This is a genomic window from Campylobacter avium LMG 24591 (genome assembly GCF_002238335.1).
Lineage (GTDB): Bacteria > Campylobacterota > Campylobacteria > Campylobacterales > Campylobacteraceae > Campylobacter_D > Campylobacter_D avium.
The window spans coordinates 263166-280317 of record NZ_CP022347.1 but is presented as its reverse complement, the minus strand read 5'-3'; the positions used below and the strand labels follow the sequence as shown (position 1 = coordinate 280317).

Sequence of the window (17152 nt, the reverse complement as noted above, 5' to 3'; positions counted from 1 at the left end):
TTTATATCTAAGTGCTTTTCATCATCAAATAATGTATTTTCTAGTATAATTGCAAAGAAGGTGCTAATAATAAAGATAATAAAAATTTTAATTTATGGGAGTTAAAATGACTTTGATTATAGAAAATGTAAATGATGATTTAGCAAAAATTATAAGAGCGGTAGCCAAACCTTTTAAAGCTAAGGTTAAAAGAAAAAAGGAATTAAGTGTAAATGGCTATACAAAAGAATTCGAAGAAAAGCTTTTAAAAGAGCTAAAAGAAACGCAGGATTTATATCTAAAAGGAAAAATAAAAGCTTATGATGATGTAAAAAAAATGCACCAAGATATATTAAATGAAGTATAAGATAATATACTCTAAAGAGTATAAAAAATCATTTAAAAAATTAAAAAAAGACGATATACTTTTATTAGAAAGTATTTTAGAAAAATTAGCTAATGATGAAAAATTGGATATAAGGTATAAAAATCATCAATTGAAAGGAAAGCTAAAGGGTATATGGGATTGTCATATAAAGCCTGATTTAGTTTTGCTATATAAAAAAGATTCGGACAAACTCATATTAAGTGCCTTAAGAATAGGCTCTCACAGCGAAATATTTTCCTAATTTTTATCATTATCCATCTTAAACTCTTTTACAAGCATTTCAAACCCTTTTTCCAAACTTATCTTTTGTTCCCATCCAGGTAAGCTTTCTCCTCCTTCCCAAGGTAAGTTTATCTCAAGTTCTCTTTTTGCTCTTGCTCCCCATTTTATATTTAACTTTTTACCTAAAATTCTTTCATAAAGTTCTACTACTTCTTTAAGACTTTTTCTTTCTTTTCCTTTTAAAGAAAAGATTTTATCTTTACAAAAATTTGGCTTTTCTTGTATGAGTTTTATTAAAATATCAAAGGCATTGATTACATCTAAAATATGAGAGTAATCAACTATTTGAGAGCCATCACTCATTTTTAGTTCCTCATTTGTAGCCCTTTGCAAGATATTGAAAAGTCTAGTTGAGTTGTCATTATTTCCATAGATGTTATAAAGAAGCAAGGATGTAAATATACTATCGTAAGCAAGAGAGTAATACTTCATAATATCTTCAAAAGCCTTTTTGCTAGCCGCATATAAAGAAGAGGGACGATAAGATAAGGAGTTGCAATAAGATGTCATAGTGGCGGTGTTTATAAAAAAATTTATCTTATTTTTACCACAAAGTTCTAAAAGATAAGTGCCAAAAAGTATGTTTGAGTTTATTAGCTCATTTATTTTTATATCCTTGCTAGAGCTTGTAGGCACTAAAGAAGCCAAATGCACCACCCCATCTATATCTTCACTTTCAAAGACTTTTTCTATGCTTTCTATACTTTCATCATAGCGATAAATTTTACAAAACTTTTCTATTTTAGAAGTATCACTAGTATTTCTAACTAAAGCAATAATTTCATACTTATTATGCAAATTTAAAACAAAATTTGTGCCTACAAAGCCTGTTGCACCTGTGAGAAGTATTTTTAACAAACTATGCCCTTAGTATAAAATTTTTCATTTATTTGCCTCGCAAAATTCTTTTATCTTAAGTATGATGTAATCAATCATTTCAAAGCTCATACCCGGATACACTCCTACCCAAAAGCCATCATTCATAATTTTTTCGGTATTTTCAAGCTTTCCTATTACCTTAAAATCAACACCCTCTTTCATACAATCAAAGGCAGGATGTCTTATAATATTACCTGCAAATAGGGTTCTTGTTTGGATATTATGCTTTTCTAAAAAGGTGCTTATTTCATTTCTGCTAAATTTAGCCTTTTCATTTACTAGGAGCATAAAGCCAAACCAAGACGGATCTGAGTTTTGTTCTTTTTCAACCAAATCAAACTCTTTTAGCCCTTTTAAACCCTCATATAATCTTTGGTAATTTTCTTTTCTCTTTTTTATAAAGCTAGGAAGTTTTTCAAGCTGTGCACAGCCTATGGCAGCTTGCATTTCAGTAGCTTTTAAATTAAAGCCAAAATGTGAATAAACATATTTATGGTCATAGCCCTTTGGCAAAGAACCAAATTGCTGAGTAAAGCGACAACCGCAGGTATTATCTTTACCTCCTATGCACCAACAATCCCTGCCCCAATCACGCATAGATAAGATGATCTTTTTTAGCAAATCATCATTTGTATAAACAGCACCTCCCTCGCCCATAGTTATATGATGAGCTGGATAAAAAGAGCTTGTGCCTATATCTCCAAAAGTCCCTGTAAATTTACCATCATAAGTTGAGCCCAAAGCATCGCAATTATCTTCTATTAGCCAAAGTTTATATTTATCGCAAAATTCTTTTACAATTTTTAAATTAAAAGGATTTCCTAAGCTGTGTGCTATCATAACAGCCTTTGTTTTTGGACTTTTTGCCTTTTCAAGTTCATTTACATCTATGTTTATATATTTTAAATCCATATCTACAAAAACAGGTATAGCACCGTACTGAATGATAGGATTTATAGTGGTTGGAAAGGCAGCAGCAACTGTTATAACTTCATCTCCTCTTTTTATAGCCCTATCTTTTAAAAGAGGAGATGTAAGGGCAAAAAAGGCGAGCAAATTCGCAGATGAGCCAGAATTTACTAAAAAAGCATGTTTTACACCAAGAAATTTGGACAATTCTTTTTCAAATTTTAAAGAATATTTTGAAGCTGTTAGCCAAAAGTCTAAGGCACTATCTACAAGATATTCTAACTCTTTTTCATCATAAACTCTACCAGCGTAATTTATCCTAGTTTTTGAAGGGATAAAATCTTGTTCTAGCTTTTTTTGATGCACATTTTTAAAATACTCTTTAACATCGTCTAAAATTTTTTCTTTCATTTTCATCCTTTATCTAATTTTTATCTTTTGTGTATTTAAAGCTAAAAACACAAACCTACTCATCCTTAGACCCTTTCATATATCTAAGATTGTAAATCTTTTTATCTTTGTCATTTAAAAGAGTTTTAAACTCATCCCAAGCTGTAGCTAATACTAAAACCTTACATTTGTTTTTAATACTTTCTAAACTATTCTCATAAGATATTTTAAAATCATAGGTATTTTTAAAGATTTCATTTGCTATAGGGTCATAAGCATAAATATTTCTAAAACCAAGCTCAAGTAGTTTTTTTATAAAAGTAGCTGATTTGCTATCTCTTACATCATCACTTTGAGGTTTAAAGCTAAGTCCTAAAATTCCTATATTTTCATCTTGTGAAAGTTCATTTTTAAGTTTATTTGCATAAAAATTTATAACTTCCTCATTTACAGCTAAAATATCTTTTAAAATTTTAGCCTCATAGCCCTTGTCCTTTGCCTTTTTATAAAGAGCTAGAGTATCTTTTGGTAAGCAGTATCCCCCAAAACCCATACCCGGATACAGGTAAGAAGTAATACCCGCAGGACTTGTGTTAAATCTTTTGTCCTCGTGCAAGATAGAAAAAGCCTTTATTATATCTATATCGCCTATGTTTTGAGCTATCATACTCATCTCATTAGCATAGCTTATATTTAAGCTTAGGGTGGTATTGCTAAGGTATTTTATAAATTCAGCACTATTTAAAGATACAAAGTGTATAGGAGCATTAAAAGGCTTGTATAAAAGCTCTAATTCTTTTATAGACTTTGAGTCTTTACTTCCTATAACAATCCTATCAGGATTCATAAAATCATCATAAGCAAAACCCTCTCTTAAAAACTCAGGATTATTAGCTAGGATAAAGTCCTCGTTTTCTTTAAGATTTAAAGATAGCAAGTGAGGCAAAAAAACTTCTTGTGAGCTTGAGGGGGGCACAGTTGATTTTATCACCAAAACAGGCTTTTTAGCGCATAAAGATATATTAGTAGCTGTATCTTTAAGAGCCTTTAATAAAAAGCTTAAATTTGCACTTCCATCCTCACTCATAGGTGTTCCTATGCAGTAAAACACCACAGTTACATCTTTTAAGGCTTGTGTTATATCAGCAGTGATTGTGAAATTTTTTCCTAAAAATTCTTTTAAAGTCTCATCTAAATCCTTTTCGTAAAAAGGAATTTTTAAGTCTTTTAAAGAAGTTACTTTTTTCTCATCTATTTCATAGCCCAAAACCTCAAAACCTTTTTTCGCAAAACCAAGAGCTGTGGTAAGACCCACAAAACCAAGACCAAATACTGCTATTTTCATAGTAAGACCCCATTTTCTTTTTCAAGCTTAAGATAGTTTAAAAATCTTTTCACACCCTCATCTACTAAGATACTAGGGTTATAATCAAGCTTTGTTTTAGCCTTTCTTATGATAGGGCAACGTCTGTTTGGATTGTCTGTGAGGTAGTTTTTATCGCTAGATTTTTTAAATTTAAGCTCCAAATTTAAACCAAATATATCTTTGGCATGTTTTATATAAATATCAGCAAGATCTTTTACGCAAAGCTCTGGTTTATCAATGCCTATGTTAAAATAATCAAATTCGCTATAAACAAGCACCTTTAAATACCCAGCTATAGCATCAGCTATATAACAAAAGGTTCTAGTTGGCAAACCATCACTTAAAAGCTCTATATCTCTTGCTTCTAAAACAGCCTTAGCAAAGTCAGCTGGTACTCTTTTATCATCTAAGCTCATACCCGGACCATAATTATTAAAAGGTCTTGCTATAGTAATTGGCATTTTATATTCTAAGGAAAAAAGATAGCACATAGTTTCGCCAAATCTCTTAGCCTCATCATAACAAGCCCTAGGTCCTATGCAAGCTACATTTCCTCTATATTCTTCATCGGTTGGAATTTTATCACTTGCAGGATCTCCATAAATTTCGCTACTTGAGAAAAACAAAAAGCCTCTTATATCCTTATCCTTATAAAAATCTAACAAACTCCTTAATCCCCAAATGTTTGCGTCTAAGGTTTGTATAGGATACTTTCTATAAAAACTAGGACTTGCTATACTTGCTGCGTGTATGATTAGCTTTGCGTCTTTTGCTTCTTCTAAGCTTTCTATCTTATCTGTGATGATGTCAAATTTATAAAGTTTTAAAAGCTCTTCATAATCTTTAGCTAAGTTTTCAAGCCATAAAGGCTTTCTTAATATAAAATTATCAAGGGCAATTATTTTTTTAATGCCAAGCTCTTTTGAGTATTTGATAAAAAAATGTATAAAATAAAAACCCAAAAACCCAGCACAACCTGTAAATAAAATACTTGAGTTTTCAAAAGACTTTTTTTGCTTATCATTTAAGGATTTAAAAATGTATTCTAAATCCTCATTTAAAATTTGATTTTTAAAGCAATCTTTCATATCAATCCTCCCACAAAGCCCAAGGTGCTTTAGCACTAAGCCACATCTTAGAAAGTTCTTTTTTATCTTTAAGTGTATCCATACATTTCCAAAAGCCATTGTGTTTGTAACTATAAAGCTCTGCATCTTTTGCTAGATTTTTAAGAGGTTCTTGCTCAAAGATAGTATCTTCACTATCTTTTATGTAGTCAAAAATCTTAGGCTCACAAACAAAAAAGCCCCCATTTATCCAACCAGCATTATCAGTACTTGCATCTCCTTTTGGTTTTTCAGTAAAGGCTTTTATGCGGTTATTTTCATCTATATCAAGCTTACCAAAACGTCCCTCTGGCAAGATAGAAGTCATAGTGATAGCCTTTTTATGAGACTTATGAAAGGCTAAAAGCTCTTTTAAATTTACATCACTTAAGCCATCTCCATAAGTAAGCATAAAGCTTTCATTTCCTACATAATCTTTTGCTTGTAAAATTCTACTTCCTGTCATATTTTCCTGACCTGTGTAAAGCATAGTTACCTTCCAAGGTTCGTGACGGGTGGTGTGAATTTGTAAGGAATTATTAGACATATCAACGGTTATATCACTATAATGAGTGTAGTAGTTTATAAAATAATCCTTTATGATATGACCCTTATATCCTGTAAGTATGATAAAGTCATTAAAACCCCAGTATGAATAAATCTTCATTATATGCCAAAGTATAGGTTTTCCTCCTATTTCTACCATAGGTTTTGGTAAGAGGGATGTTTCTTCACTAAGTCTAGTGCCAAGCCCTCCAGCTAGGATTAGAACTTTCATTTTGAGTCCTTTCTTTCATTTTTAAACTGTCTCTTTATCCTACGCACATCTAAATAAAACCTCATATATTTGAATGCCCCCCCCCGTTTATTAGCCTCTATCAAGGCTTCACCGAGATTTTTTATAAAACCATGAACATTATTGCTACTTAAAATCTCATTCCTTTCTCCTTCTTCCACTCTTTATAAACCTTACTTATTCTGAATAAAAAAGTAAAAGGGTGCTTTACGAGAGTATTACCTAATCTGTAAGTAAGGTGGTTTTTTATTCTTATTGCTTCGTGATTATCACTATAATGATGCATAGGCTCGGGTTTTATTAAGCCATTTGAATTTGCCAAAAGATTATTAAAGGCTTTTGATGTGAAATGAAGTATATATGTCCAAGGTATACTTAGAGGTAAAAGCAAAATTTTAAGCTTATTGTTTTTTACAGATAAGATTTCTTTTCCTAATTTATAGGATAGATGAGATTGTATTATATTTACGGCTCCAGCTTTATAAGGCATAGGAGAATTTTTATATAGTATTTCCTCATAAAAAGGTGTTTTTCTAGCATAAGACCACCATATATCTGCTTTTTCTAAATGAGGAGAATTCCAGGGTTTGAAATGATCACAGTAGTGAATTATATAGTAATTCTTAAAAGAATCTTTAAATTCCTCATAAAAGTCATCATTAAATACTCTATTTAAATTTCTATTTTTTATATTTGTATTCCACAGATAATTCCATCTTAAAGATATAAATTTCACTTTTTTATACATAATGGAATTTAAAACACACTGATCAACAATCCTAGGTTTTTCAAGCTCTTTTAATTTTTCTAAACATAAATTTAAAAAGTCTATGCTATTACATTTTGCTATATCAAAGAGCAAGACACCTGCATTAAAATAATTTTCATAAGAATCTAAATTTAGTTTCTTTTCTATATATTCTACTGTGTTTGTATCATATTTTTGTGCTGCAATTAGCGTATCTCTTACAACGCCTAAGAATTTATCATCCAAATCTATAGCATAAAATTCTTTTAAGTCTTTTAAGGCTATGGTATCTGCATCTATATAAATAAGCTTTTTGTATTCTTTAAATAGTTTTGGAATCAAAAAGCGGTAATAAGTGCTCTCAGAAAAATGATCTTTTATATGAAAATCATAATTCTCTTTTATTTCGCTTATAAATAAATAAATATCTACAAATCTTAAAGAAATATTATCTTGTTTTATCATAGAGCTTATCTTTTGCATATATGTTTTGCTTATATCATTATTGTATAGAATAACTATATCATAATTCATATCAGGGCTTGAGTGCTCTATGATAGATTGTAACAATACAGCAAAATAAGGAGCATAATTCCAGTCAAATATAGAGCATATATTAACGCTATTATCAAATACTGGTTTTAAATCATATAGTGTTTTAAATTTCTCCTCATAATTTTGCAGACATTCTTTATCTATAAGCTTTGTATATTTATGCATAAACTCATCATAAAAAGGCAGTTTTTTAGCATATTTTAAAAATTCATTACTATATTTAACATATGCATATATCCAAGGCTTTCTATCCCCAGCCCAATGCACTATAAAAGGATCTTTAAAGGCTTGTTCATAGAATTTTTCATTTTTGTATTGTTGAACTGGCATAGCATTGTATTTTAAGTCTAAATATTTTACTTTGCCTTGTAAGCTTATATTTAAGACATCTTGATCTCCACATCTTAGTATATGGTTATATTTTTCGTAATCTTCAAGCAGTTTTCTTTCTATATCATCTTCACGCCATTTTTTAAGATTACATAGCATTACACCTGAATTTACATATAAATAATCTTTTGCCAATGGTAGTTTTTTAAAACCTTCTTTCCATATTAAAGGAAGCTGATCCATAACCCCAGCCATATAATACTCATCTATATCCACTTCCCAAAGTTTTGAAAGATCTCCTAAAACTATCAAATCTACATCTAAATATATACATTTGTCTAAATTTGCTTTAACAGATGAGACTAAAAGACGGTAATTTCCTTCAGAACTTATATGAGATGTTATATCTCTATATCCTGTATTTTTCTTAAATATATTGTTTTCATCTACATCTATAAATTCTATATCATAGTCTTTTATATGTTTTAATGACTGTAGTTTTTCTTTATCTTCTTCTTTTAAATCTTTACTTAATATATAAAAAGATATCTTATAATCTTTACTTAAATTACTCAGTATAGAACTAATACAAATAGAAGCTATATATGTATATTTACTATTTATATTAAAAAAAGTATGTATATGTTTATTTGAATTCATTTGTTTTCTCCTTCTTCCACTCTTTATAAACCTTACTTACTCTAAATAAAAAAGTAAAAGGGTGTTTTACAAGTAAATTTCCTAGTCTATAAGTAAGTTGATTATTTTTAATCTTTAAAGCTTCATTATAATCAGAGTAGTAGTTATGTAAAGGTTCAGGTCTTATACTAGCATTAGAAAATGCTAGTAAAGAATTTAACATCTTTGATATAAAGTGTATTAGATATACACAAGGTAAGCTAAAAGGTAAAATAAAAATCTTAGCTTTATTATTTTTTATAGATAAAATTTCTTGTCCTAGTCTATATGATAAATGAGATTGAATTTGTTTTTTTGCTCCACCTTTGTAAGGATAAGGAGGATTAGCTAGATTTCTATATAAAATTTCCTCATAAAAAGGTGTTTTTCTAGCATAGCTCCACCAGATGTTGGCTTTTTCTAAATGAGGGGAATTCCAGGGTTTGGCTGTAAATTCATAGTGGATTATGACCGGATCTTTTTTTGCTTCTTCATACAGATCATAAACATCTTTAGGAAGAAAAGTGTGTAAATTTTTAAAATAAGTTTCGCATTGATATAGATTATATTTAGTATGTAAAATTTTAGCCTTATCTGCAAATAAGGAATTTAATACACATTGATCAACCATAAGAGGCTTTTTTAATTCTCTTAACTTTTCTAAACAAAGACCTAGAAAGTCCACACTACTGCATTTTTTTATATTAAAAAGTAAAACTCCACTACCAAAATACTTAGCTTTATCTTTTAATCCTAATTTGTTTGATATATATTCATTTATATCTACGTCTGAGACAAAATCAAAATTTTTGATATGTCCAGTAATTATAGTATCTTGTATTACACCTAAAAATTTATCTTCTAAGTTTGTATCAAACAAGTCTTTTAAATCTTTTAGGACAATGGTATCTACATCTATGTAAAGTGTTTTTTCATAGTTTTTAAATAGTTTTGGTATAAAAAATCTAAAATATGCCTCAGCTTTCCAATGATATAGCAAATACTTACTAAAATCTACAATATTTGCAAATAAATAAATATCTACAAATCTTATTGAGAAATTGCTTAAAGCACTTATCATGGATAGAAGTCTTTTCATATAAACTGTGTTTATATTATTGTTATGAAGTATGACTATATCATAATTTGTGTTTATATCTGAATTATCTATAATCGATCTTAATAATACTGAAAAATAAGGAGCATAATTATCATCAAACGCACAACACAAGCTAACATAGTTTTTGTCAAAAACGGGCTTTAAATCATATAGATTTTTAAATATTTCTTTATCATTTCCTAAACACTCTTTATCTATAAGCTTTGTATATTTATACATAAACTCATCATAAAAAGGCAATTTTTTAGCATAAGAAAACCAAATATCGTTTTTATATTTTATGTTGTAAAGCCAGGGTTTAATTTCTCCAGAATAATGTATAATAATTGAATTTTTAAGTGCATTTTTTACGTCTTTTTTATTTTCTTTTATATTGTTTATAAGACAGTTGTATTTTTTATCTAACATTTTTATCTTGCCTTGCAAGACCATATTTATAGCATCTTTGTCTGGATACAATAATATATCTTCGTTTTTATGATAAGCATCAAACAGTTTTCTTTCTATATCATCTTCACGCCATTTTTTAAGATTGCATAGCATTACACCTGTATTTACATAATTATTCTTTTTCTTTATATTGAGTCTATTTTGTCTGTGATAGATTAAACTTTTTGTTTTGCATTCTTCTATAACCCCAGCCATATAATACTCATCTATATCCACTTCCCAAAGTTCTGCTAAATCTCCTGTAGCTATCAAATCTGCATCTAAATATACACATTTATCCAAATTTGGCTTTAAAGAAGATAGTAAAAATTTATAATTTGCCTCAAAAGATACATGAGCTTGAGATGATTCTATCTTTTTTGTAAATACACTTTCATCTACATCTATAAATTCTATATCATAGTCTTTTATATGTTTTAATGACTGTAGTTTTTCTTTATCTTCTTCTTTTAAATCTTTACTTAATATATAAAAAGATATCTTATAATCTTTACTTAAATTACTCAGTATAGAACTAATACAAATAGAAGCTATATATGTATATTTACTATTTATATTAAAAAAAGTATGTATATGTTTATTTGAATTCATTTGTTTTCTCCTTCTTCCACTCTTTATAAACCTTACTTACTCTAAATAAAAAAGTAAAAGGGTGTTTTATTAAAAGTTCTCCTAGCTTGTAAGTTAGCTGTTTTTTTACCTTTAAAGATTCTTGATAGTCGCTATAGTTTTCTAGCTTTGTTAGCTTTAAGTCCGGATATATTTTTATCATAGCATTATAGGCTATTTTGTCGCTTTTATAAGCTTTAATAGCTTTTATAAGTCTAAAAAGCAAAGAAAAAGCCGATGATAAAGATCTGGTTTTTAACAAAACTTCTCCAAGTCTATAAGATAAGTGCCTTTTAGTTCTATCAGCTGCTCCATAAAGATTTACTAAAGATTTTGCAAAAAGCTCTTTATATTTGCTTTCTAATAAAAAGCTATATGGAGTATATTTTATGTAATGCCAATATCTTTTCCAAAGTGGATTATAAACTCCACGTTCATTCCAAGGCTTACAAATTCCTGTATAATGAATTATAGTTGGTTTTATTTTTGCAAAGTGTAAATCATGATCATTATAACTTGTCATATTTGTTGTGTTTGTTAGAGTGCAATGTTGAACATTAAATTTTGGATTTAACTTAATACATTTATCTTTAAATGCGTGATTTAAAACATCTTGATATTGATACATTATTTTTTTGGATAAAGTAAAAATTTTAGTGTTAAAAAATAAGTTATCAACTATAGAATCTTCTCGCCATTTTTTAGCATTTATTAGCAAAACACCTGCATTAAAAGGGTGCTCAACACCAAAAGCTTTTTTATAATATTTGTATGAATTATAATTGCCATCATCCATTACGCATACATACTTTCCTTTAAAATCTGAGTTATAAAATTTGTTTAGGCTATCTTCAACTATGCAATCTACATCTAAGTATAGTAGCCTATCTATGTTTTCATTTATATTTGGGAGTATATATCTAAAATATACTTCTTTGGATGTGTGAAACATTTCAGGATTAGAGCTTTGCTCACAATCATATACTCTATCATCATTAACTTCAACAAAATCAATATCAAATTCTTTTATATTTCTTAGATTTTGTATGTCGTTTTTGCTAAATTCACTTAGACAACCATCATGCAAAACATAAAAATGAAAATCATCTAAAGTAGTAGAATTTTTAAGTATAGAAGCTATCAATACACAAAGATGTTGAGTATAGCTATCATTGATTGTGAAGAAGATGTGCATAGTAGTTTTTTGACCAACATAAAGCTTTATTGCTTCTTCATAGGTTTTTTCACTAAAAATACTATTTGCATCTCTTTCTTGCATACGCGAAAAAACCTCGTAAAGCTCTTTGCGTTTTATACTATCTCTATGAAAAGAGTATGAATTAATGCCTTTAAATATATGTTCAAGCTCTTCTTCATTAAAAAATTGTTGCAAATTTTCTATTTGTATAGTTCTTACACTTAAATTTTGCTTTTTTTGCGTTTCTGGTTTTGAGCTACATGAATGATTATCAAAGCGATACAAAAGTAAGACCTCGTCTAAATTTGTTATCTTTCCACCACATTCTAAAATTTGCATATAAAATTTATAATCAAAAGCATAGTAGTAATAGTAATCCTCTAAAAATTTTATATTGTTATTTTTTACAAATTCGGCTCTTATCATATTAGTTGGTTGAGCCATATGATTATGAAATTGTAAGAGCAAAGACATAAGTTCTGCATTAGCCGGTATAACCCAATCCATCCATTTTACAGGAAAACTCTCTATAAGGGTTCCAAGAACAGTTATATCAGGATTATCCTCCATATATCTTACTTGCTTTTCGAGTCTTTTAGGCAAAGATATATCATCATCATGCATAAGAGCTATATATTTACCTTTTGCTAAAGATAGTAGCTTATTATGAGAATACACAAAACCCTTGTTTTTTTCATTTTGTAGGGCTATGATTCTTTTATCTTTTTTAGCATATTCTTTAACTATCTCATATGTATTATCTGTAGAACAATTATCTAATATAATAAACTCAAAATTTGTGTATGTTTGATCCAGTATAGATTCAATAGCTTCGGATATATATCCCTCCCTATTATAACAAGGCATAATAACTGATATTAAAGGTTGGTTTAATTCATTGGACATAAAAATTCCTTATCTTGATAATAATTTATAAAATTAAGATGTCAAAATTCAATAAAGTTTAAAAATACATCAAAATCCACACACCAAAGTATAGTTTAGAAAAGAGACATAAAGGTTGCACCTTCATAAACCATGCTTTTTAATCTTTTAAATATCTATATCCTCGATTCACAAGGAATTTTATAATTTATCTGCTTTTGTATTGAAAATGGCTGTTTTCAAACTTTTTTTAAACCTTTTTATAAAAAAATTCACATTTTTTTAACATATCCCGCTCTTGCCAAACAAGCAAAAGGAGTAAAATAGCCTCTTTTTAATAATCACAAAGCAAAATTATACTACATTTTTCCCAATTTCTAACCCAAAATTCAAAAAAAAAAAAAAACAAGTTTTAAAGTATTGTTAAGTCTGTAAATATGAAGCTTTAAAAACTTTTCTTAATGTTAGAAATTTAAGTATTTATTTAAGTATCTATAAAAGATGTCAATTTAAATTTAAATCTTAATCCTTTTAAAAGAACTTCTTAAAAATGCAAATTCTTAAAAATACATAAAATAAAAAAGTTTGAAAACAGCCATTTTCAATACAAAATGAAAAAATGAAAGAATTAACTTAGAAGCTGAAATTTGGGTATTTGAAGAGCTTGGAAGGTAAATTTGGAAAGGAATTTAAAGAGAGTAATAACATCAAGAGTTTGAATTTAAATTCCTGAAACTTGAAAAAGAATGTTGGCAAAAAATTAAAAAAGAAAAATGAAAAGATTAGTAAAGATTTAAAAAAGAAATAAAACGCAAAAAAGAACTTTAAAAAACAAAGAGTGAATATAAGAAAGGTTTGTAAATAATGAAAGATAAAAACAATATAAATGATTTAATAAATACTAAAGCAAATGAAGAAAAGATAGAAAATAATATTTCTCCAAAAGTTTCAATAATAGTTCCCATATACAATGTAGAAAAATATCTAAGACAGTGTCTTGATAGTATAGTAAATCAAAGCTTAAAAGATATAGAAATAATCTTAGTAGATGATGGTTCTACTGATTCTTGTCCTAGTATATGTGATGAGTATGCTAGTAAGGATAAAAGAATAATAGTCATTCATAAAGAAAACAAAGGTTTAGGTGCTGCTTATAATACAGGACTTGATATAGCCAAAGGAGAATATATAGGCTTTGTAGAATCTGATGATTTTATAGAGTTAAATATGTATGAGGAGTTGTATAAGAGAGCGGTAGAAACTGGGGTGGAGGTTGTAATAGGTGGATTTTATTTTGTAAATAACGGAGTAAAAAAGCCTGAAACAAGTATTTTAAATTCTGTAAACAAAGATATTTTTGATGTATACTCATGTCCGCAAATGCTTAATACACATTCTTCTGTATGGTCAAAAATATATAAAAAAGATTTTTTAAATAAAAACAATATAAAATTTAATGATTTTAATAGTGAAAATTTTGGGTATTACTGCGATATACCATTTTGGACTACAATTTGTTGCGTGTGCAATAAATTTTCAAAAGTTGATAAGATACTGTACAACTATAGAATTGATAACCCAAATGCCTCATCTGTAAATTCTAGAAATGATAGCACTTTGCTGAACATAATCCCGGCACTACATGATACATTAAATATAAGCAAAACTTACAACAAATACGAACAATTAAAAGAAAATATTGTTTTTTGCATAGCATATACGGCCATAAGGTATTTTTTTAATATAGACTACAAATACAAAAAAGAATTTTTTGACAAATTTAGAAAACTTGCCCTAGAACTAGATGTCAACGACAATTTTAAATTTTTACTTTTTGATATGAAAATTAGACGACATATCCTAGCAAAAGATCTTTTAAATGCTTGTTTAAACAATGATTATGACGCAATTTATACTCAATTACTAGACGCACAATTAAATTCTAAAGATAGATTTAAAAAAAGATTGGATTATAGATTAGGTTGTGTTCTGGCACACAGTTGTAAAAATATTAGAAATTTCATTATGCTGCCTTATGATTTGGCAAATGAATATAAATCTTACAAAAAAGAATATATAGAAGAATTTGTACCCTTAGACAAATGTATAGACTACAAACACAGCATTCCTCTTAAAAATCACTTAAGCTACATACTTGGCAGCGAGTTGGTTAAGACTAAAAATATTCGTTCTGCCTTAACTCTACCATTTAGACTTGGCAAGGCATTGATAAATAAAAAGAAAGCTAAGCCACAACCAACGCTTATAAATATTTCTACACAGCTAAATGAACTTCAGACGATGATGTATGAACTGAGGTCTGATGTATTGGCCAGTGTAATTCATCCCAATGTATTTAGCGAATATAGAAATTTACACGCTAATGAAGATATTGTGTTGTTTGGGAATGGTGCAAGTGCAAACTACTATAAAATTATAAAAAATGCAATTCATATAGGCGTTAATAGAGCTTTTAAAATGAATAAGATTAATTTTAAATACTTTTTTGTTCAACATGCTTTATATCCAGAAGGTAGCTATGAACTGGAACAATATATTGAAGACAACAAAAACACAAGCTTTTTTCTGGGTATGCTACCAGTAACTTTCACTTGGAATAATACCCATTATAGACACAATCCTGATATTTATGCAAAATTTAAAAATGTAAAACCGTATATAATTAGAAAACACGGAAAAATATGGGCAACAGATATAAGCTACGAGCCTATTGGCGATTTTGAGTCTGTTATTTTTGCTGCATTGCAATTCGCTTGCTACTTAAATGCCAAACGCATTTATCTTGTAGGTTGTGATTGCTCTACTTCGTATTTTTATAAAACAAAGCAGCATGAACAAATAATGTATCATTCGCAAATAAACACTTGGAAAGCAATCAAACCGCTCATACAAAGACTATATCCTCATATACAAATCATATCTATTAATCCTATCGGGCTTAAAGATGTTTTTAAAGATGTTTATACAGATGAGTTTAAAAAGGATTTCAGATGTTTCACATAGTCTTAAGTGTGGATGATAATTATATAAAATACAGTGCTGTTTTAATGAGCAATATCATAAAAACAATCAATAAAGAAAATTATAATACAAAAGCACCTATATATTTTCATATTTTTACGGATGCTTCTTTAAGTAGCCTGTCAAAAGATAATTTAGATATTTTAGAAAAAAACCTATCTAAAATTTACCCTTGCAAAATCAAAATGCACCTTATAGATGAAGATATATTTAAAAAACGCACTAGTAATATGGTTAGAGGTAAATACAGTGCATTTTATAGACTGTTAATTGGAAGTATTTTAGACAAGAAAATAGAAAAATGCCTCATTTTAGATGTAGACATGTTGGTTTTAAGTGATATTAGAGAATGTTTTTATATAGATCTTAAAGATAATATAGTAGCTGCTTGCGGACATAACACAAAAAGACCTTCATGCACGTCAAAACAAGGCAATAAAAATTTAGATTTTGATGGCTTTTATTTAAATATGGGTTTTGTTTTGGTGGATTTGAAAAAATACAGAGAGGAAAAGATAGAGGATAAATGCTTTGATTTTATAGAAAACTATGATATTCCAATCACACCTGAAGAATATACCTTAAATGTTGTTTTAAATGGCCGTATTTTACAATTAAGACATGAGTGGAATTTAAGCTTTTCTTATCTAGATACACAAAGAATAAGTTTTAAAGATGAAACAAAAAATAGACCTGTAATAAACTACACAAAAGCAGATTTTGAACAAGCTATTAAAAATCCAAAAATAATACATTTTACATATGGCGGCTCTTTTCCTAAGCCTTGGCAAGAGCTTGGAAAAACAACAAATCCTCTACATTATCATCCGGATAATAATAAATATAGACAAATATGGTGGGAATTTGCTATTTGCACTTTTGCATATGAAGAACACTTCAAAAAAAGCAAAATAGATATTGAACATAAATTTTTTACAAATTTAACCACAAGCATACTGCCTAAAATTAATGAAAATGTAAAGTTAATAGAAAAGTTGCAAAGATTTGAAAAAGATATTATGTTACAAAACAAGCAAGAAAAAGAACAAAAAGTATTTGCATTAAATTCAGCCAAAACAAGAATTCACTCTCACCTAGCCTATAAACTTGGACAAGCTTTGATATTAAATTCAAAGTCTTTAAAAGGCTACATAAGAATGCCTTATGTTTTATCTTATATAAAAGATAAGCACAAAGCCGAACAAAAAGCTTACAATGAAAAAATTTCAAAAAATCCTTCTTTAAAACTTCCTCCTTTGCAAAGTTATCCAGACTACAAAGAAGCCTTAAAAGAAAAGGAATGTATCACTTATAAACTTGGCGAAGCACTTATACAAAACATGAAACGGGGGGCATTCAAATATATGAGGTTTTATTTAGATGTGCGTAGGATTAAAAAAGAATTTAAGCTCAAATCGCAGAGCTAAAATATAGGAATTTGT

General features: G+C 28.5%; 13 protein-coding genes. 4 read left to right on the top strand and 9 right to left on the bottom strand.

Annotated features, from left to right (window positions below):
* Window positions 1-106 precede the first annotated feature (106 nt).
* Both CAV_RS01455 and CAV_RS01450 read left to right on the top strand, forming a co-directional pair.
* Window positions 107-346, top strand: a complete 240-nt coding sequence (locus tag CAV_RS01455) for a hypothetical protein (protein WP_148131213.1) — start codon at window positions 107-109, stop codon at window positions 344-346.
* Window positions 336-608, top strand: a complete 273-nt coding sequence (locus CAV_RS01450) for a type II toxin-antitoxin system RelE/ParE family toxin (RefSeq protein ID WP_094324747.1) — start codon at window positions 336-338, stop codon at window positions 606-608. The genes CAV_RS01455 and CAV_RS01450 overlap by 11 nt, the downstream gene beginning before the upstream one ends.
* Here CAV_RS01450 and CAV_RS01445 read toward each other — a convergent pair.
* Genes CAV_RS01445 through CAV_RS01405 form a run of 9 tightly spaced genes read right to left on the bottom strand, consistent with a single transcriptional unit; the run spans window position 605 to window position 12689 of the window.
* Window positions 605-1507: an NAD-dependent epimerase/dehydratase family protein gene (locus CAV_RS01445; RefSeq protein ID WP_094324746.1), complete on the bottom strand. Its 903-nt coding sequence runs from the start codon at window positions 1505-1507 to the stop codon at window positions 605-607. The two genes, CAV_RS01450 and CAV_RS01445, sit on opposite strands and share 4 nt — an antisense overlap.
* A 24-nt stretch (window positions 1508-1531) precedes the next feature.
* Window positions 1532-2854, bottom strand: a complete 1323-nt coding sequence (gene rfbH / locus CAV_RS01440) for a lipopolysaccharide biosynthesis protein RfbH (RefSeq protein WP_094324745.1) — start codon at window positions 2852-2854, stop codon at window positions 1532-1534.
* 49 nt (window positions 2855-2903) lie between these two features.
* The gene (locus tag CAV_RS01435) at window positions 2904-4172 is read right to left on the bottom strand and encodes a UDP-glucose dehydrogenase family protein (RefSeq protein WP_094324744.1); all 1269 of its coding nucleotides are present in this window, start codon (window positions 4170-4172) and stop codon (window positions 2904-2906) included.
* A complete protein-coding gene (locus tag CAV_RS01430; RefSeq protein ID WP_094324743.1) occupies window positions 4169-5281 on the bottom strand; it encodes an NAD-dependent epimerase/dehydratase family protein in 1113 nt (370 codons plus the stop codon). Before CAV_RS01430 ends, CAV_RS01435 begins: the two co-directional genes overlap by 4 nt.
* Window position 5282: 1 nt before the next feature.
* Window positions 5283-6077 carry a glucose-1-phosphate cytidylyltransferase gene (gene rfbF, locus CAV_RS01425; protein WP_094324742.1) on the bottom strand — a complete coding sequence of 265 codons (795 nt, stop codon included), beginning with the start codon at window positions 6075-6077 and terminating at the stop codon, window positions 5283-5285.
* A complete protein-coding gene (locus CAV_RS01420; protein WP_094324741.1) occupies window positions 6074-6256 on the bottom strand; it encodes a hypothetical protein in 183 nt (60 codons plus the stop codon). Before CAV_RS01420 ends, rfbF begins: the two co-directional genes overlap by 4 nt.
* Window positions 6226-8388: a glycosyltransferase family 8 protein gene (locus tag CAV_RS01415; protein ID WP_094324740.1), complete on the bottom strand. Its 2163-nt coding sequence runs from the start codon at window positions 8386-8388 to the stop codon at window positions 6226-6228. The genes CAV_RS01420 and CAV_RS01415 overlap by 31 nt, the downstream gene beginning before the upstream one ends.
* Complete coding sequence (locus tag CAV_RS01410; protein ID WP_094324739.1) at window positions 8375-10567, bottom strand: glycosyltransferase family 8 protein; 2193 nt, start codon at window positions 10565-10567, stop codon at window positions 8375-8377. Before CAV_RS01410 ends, CAV_RS01415 begins: the two co-directional genes overlap by 14 nt.
* Window positions 10554-12689 (bottom strand): glycosyltransferase, encoded by a 2136-nt coding sequence (locus CAV_RS01405; RefSeq protein ID WP_094324738.1) that lies wholly within the window; start codon window positions 12687-12689, stop codon window positions 10554-10556. The genes CAV_RS01410 and CAV_RS01405 overlap by 14 nt, the downstream gene beginning before the upstream one ends.
* Before the next feature lie 843 nt (window positions 12690-13532).
* Here CAV_RS01405 and CAV_RS01400 point away from each other — a divergent pair.
* Both CAV_RS01400 and CAV_RS01395 read left to right on the top strand, forming a co-directional pair.
* Complete coding sequence (locus CAV_RS01400) at window positions 13533-15692, top strand: glycosyltransferase (protein WP_094324737.1); 2160 nt, start codon at window positions 13533-13535, stop codon at window positions 15690-15692.
* Window positions 15680-17137 (top strand): glycosyltransferase family 8 protein, encoded by a 1458-nt coding sequence (locus CAV_RS01395; protein ID WP_094324736.1) that lies wholly within the window; start codon window positions 15680-15682, stop codon window positions 17135-17137. Before CAV_RS01400 ends, CAV_RS01395 begins: the two co-directional genes overlap by 13 nt.
* Window positions 17138-17152 lie beyond the last annotated feature (15 nt).

Bases quoted from the DNA above. Each gene is read 5' to 3' on its own strand.
- CAV_RS01430 (WP_094324743.1), bottom strand. From the start codon at position 5,281: ATGAAAGATTGCTTTAAAAATCAAATTTTAAATGAGGATTTAGAATAC.
- CAV_RS01395 (WP_094324736.1), top strand. From the start codon at position 15,680: ATGTTTCACATAGTCTTAAGTGTGGATGATAATTATATAAAATACAGT.
- CAV_RS01410 (WP_094324739.1), bottom strand. From the start codon at position 10,567: ATGAATTCAAATAAACATATACATACTTTTTTTAATATAAATAGTAAA.
- rfbF (WP_094324742.1), bottom strand. From the start codon at position 6,077: ATGAAAGTTCTAATCCTAGCTGGAGGGCTTGGCACTAGACTTAGTGAA.
- CAV_RS01415 (WP_094324740.1), bottom strand. From the start codon at position 8,388: ATGAATTCAAATAAACATATACATACTTTTTTTAATATAAATAGTAAA.
- CAV_RS01435 (WP_094324744.1), bottom strand. From the start codon at position 4,172: ATGAAAATAGCAGTATTTGGTCTTGGTTTTGTGGGTCTTACCACAGCT.
- CAV_RS01455 (WP_148131213.1), top strand. From the start codon at position 107: ATGACTTTGATTATAGAAAATGTAAATGATGATTTAGCAAAAATTATA.
- CAV_RS01405 (WP_094324738.1), bottom strand. From the start codon at position 12,689: ATGTCCAATGAATTAAACCAACCTTTAATATCAGTTATTATGCCTTGT.
- CAV_RS01400 (WP_094324737.1), top strand. From the start codon at position 13,533: ATGAAAGATAAAAACAATATAAATGATTTAATAAATACTAAAGCAAAT.
- rfbH (WP_094324745.1), bottom strand. From the start codon at position 2,854: ATGAAAATGAAAGAAAAAATTTTAGACGATGTTAAAGAGTATTTTAAA.
- CAV_RS01450 (WP_094324747.1), top strand. From the start codon at position 336: ATGAAGTATAAGATAATATACTCTAAAGAGTATAAAAAATCATTTAAA.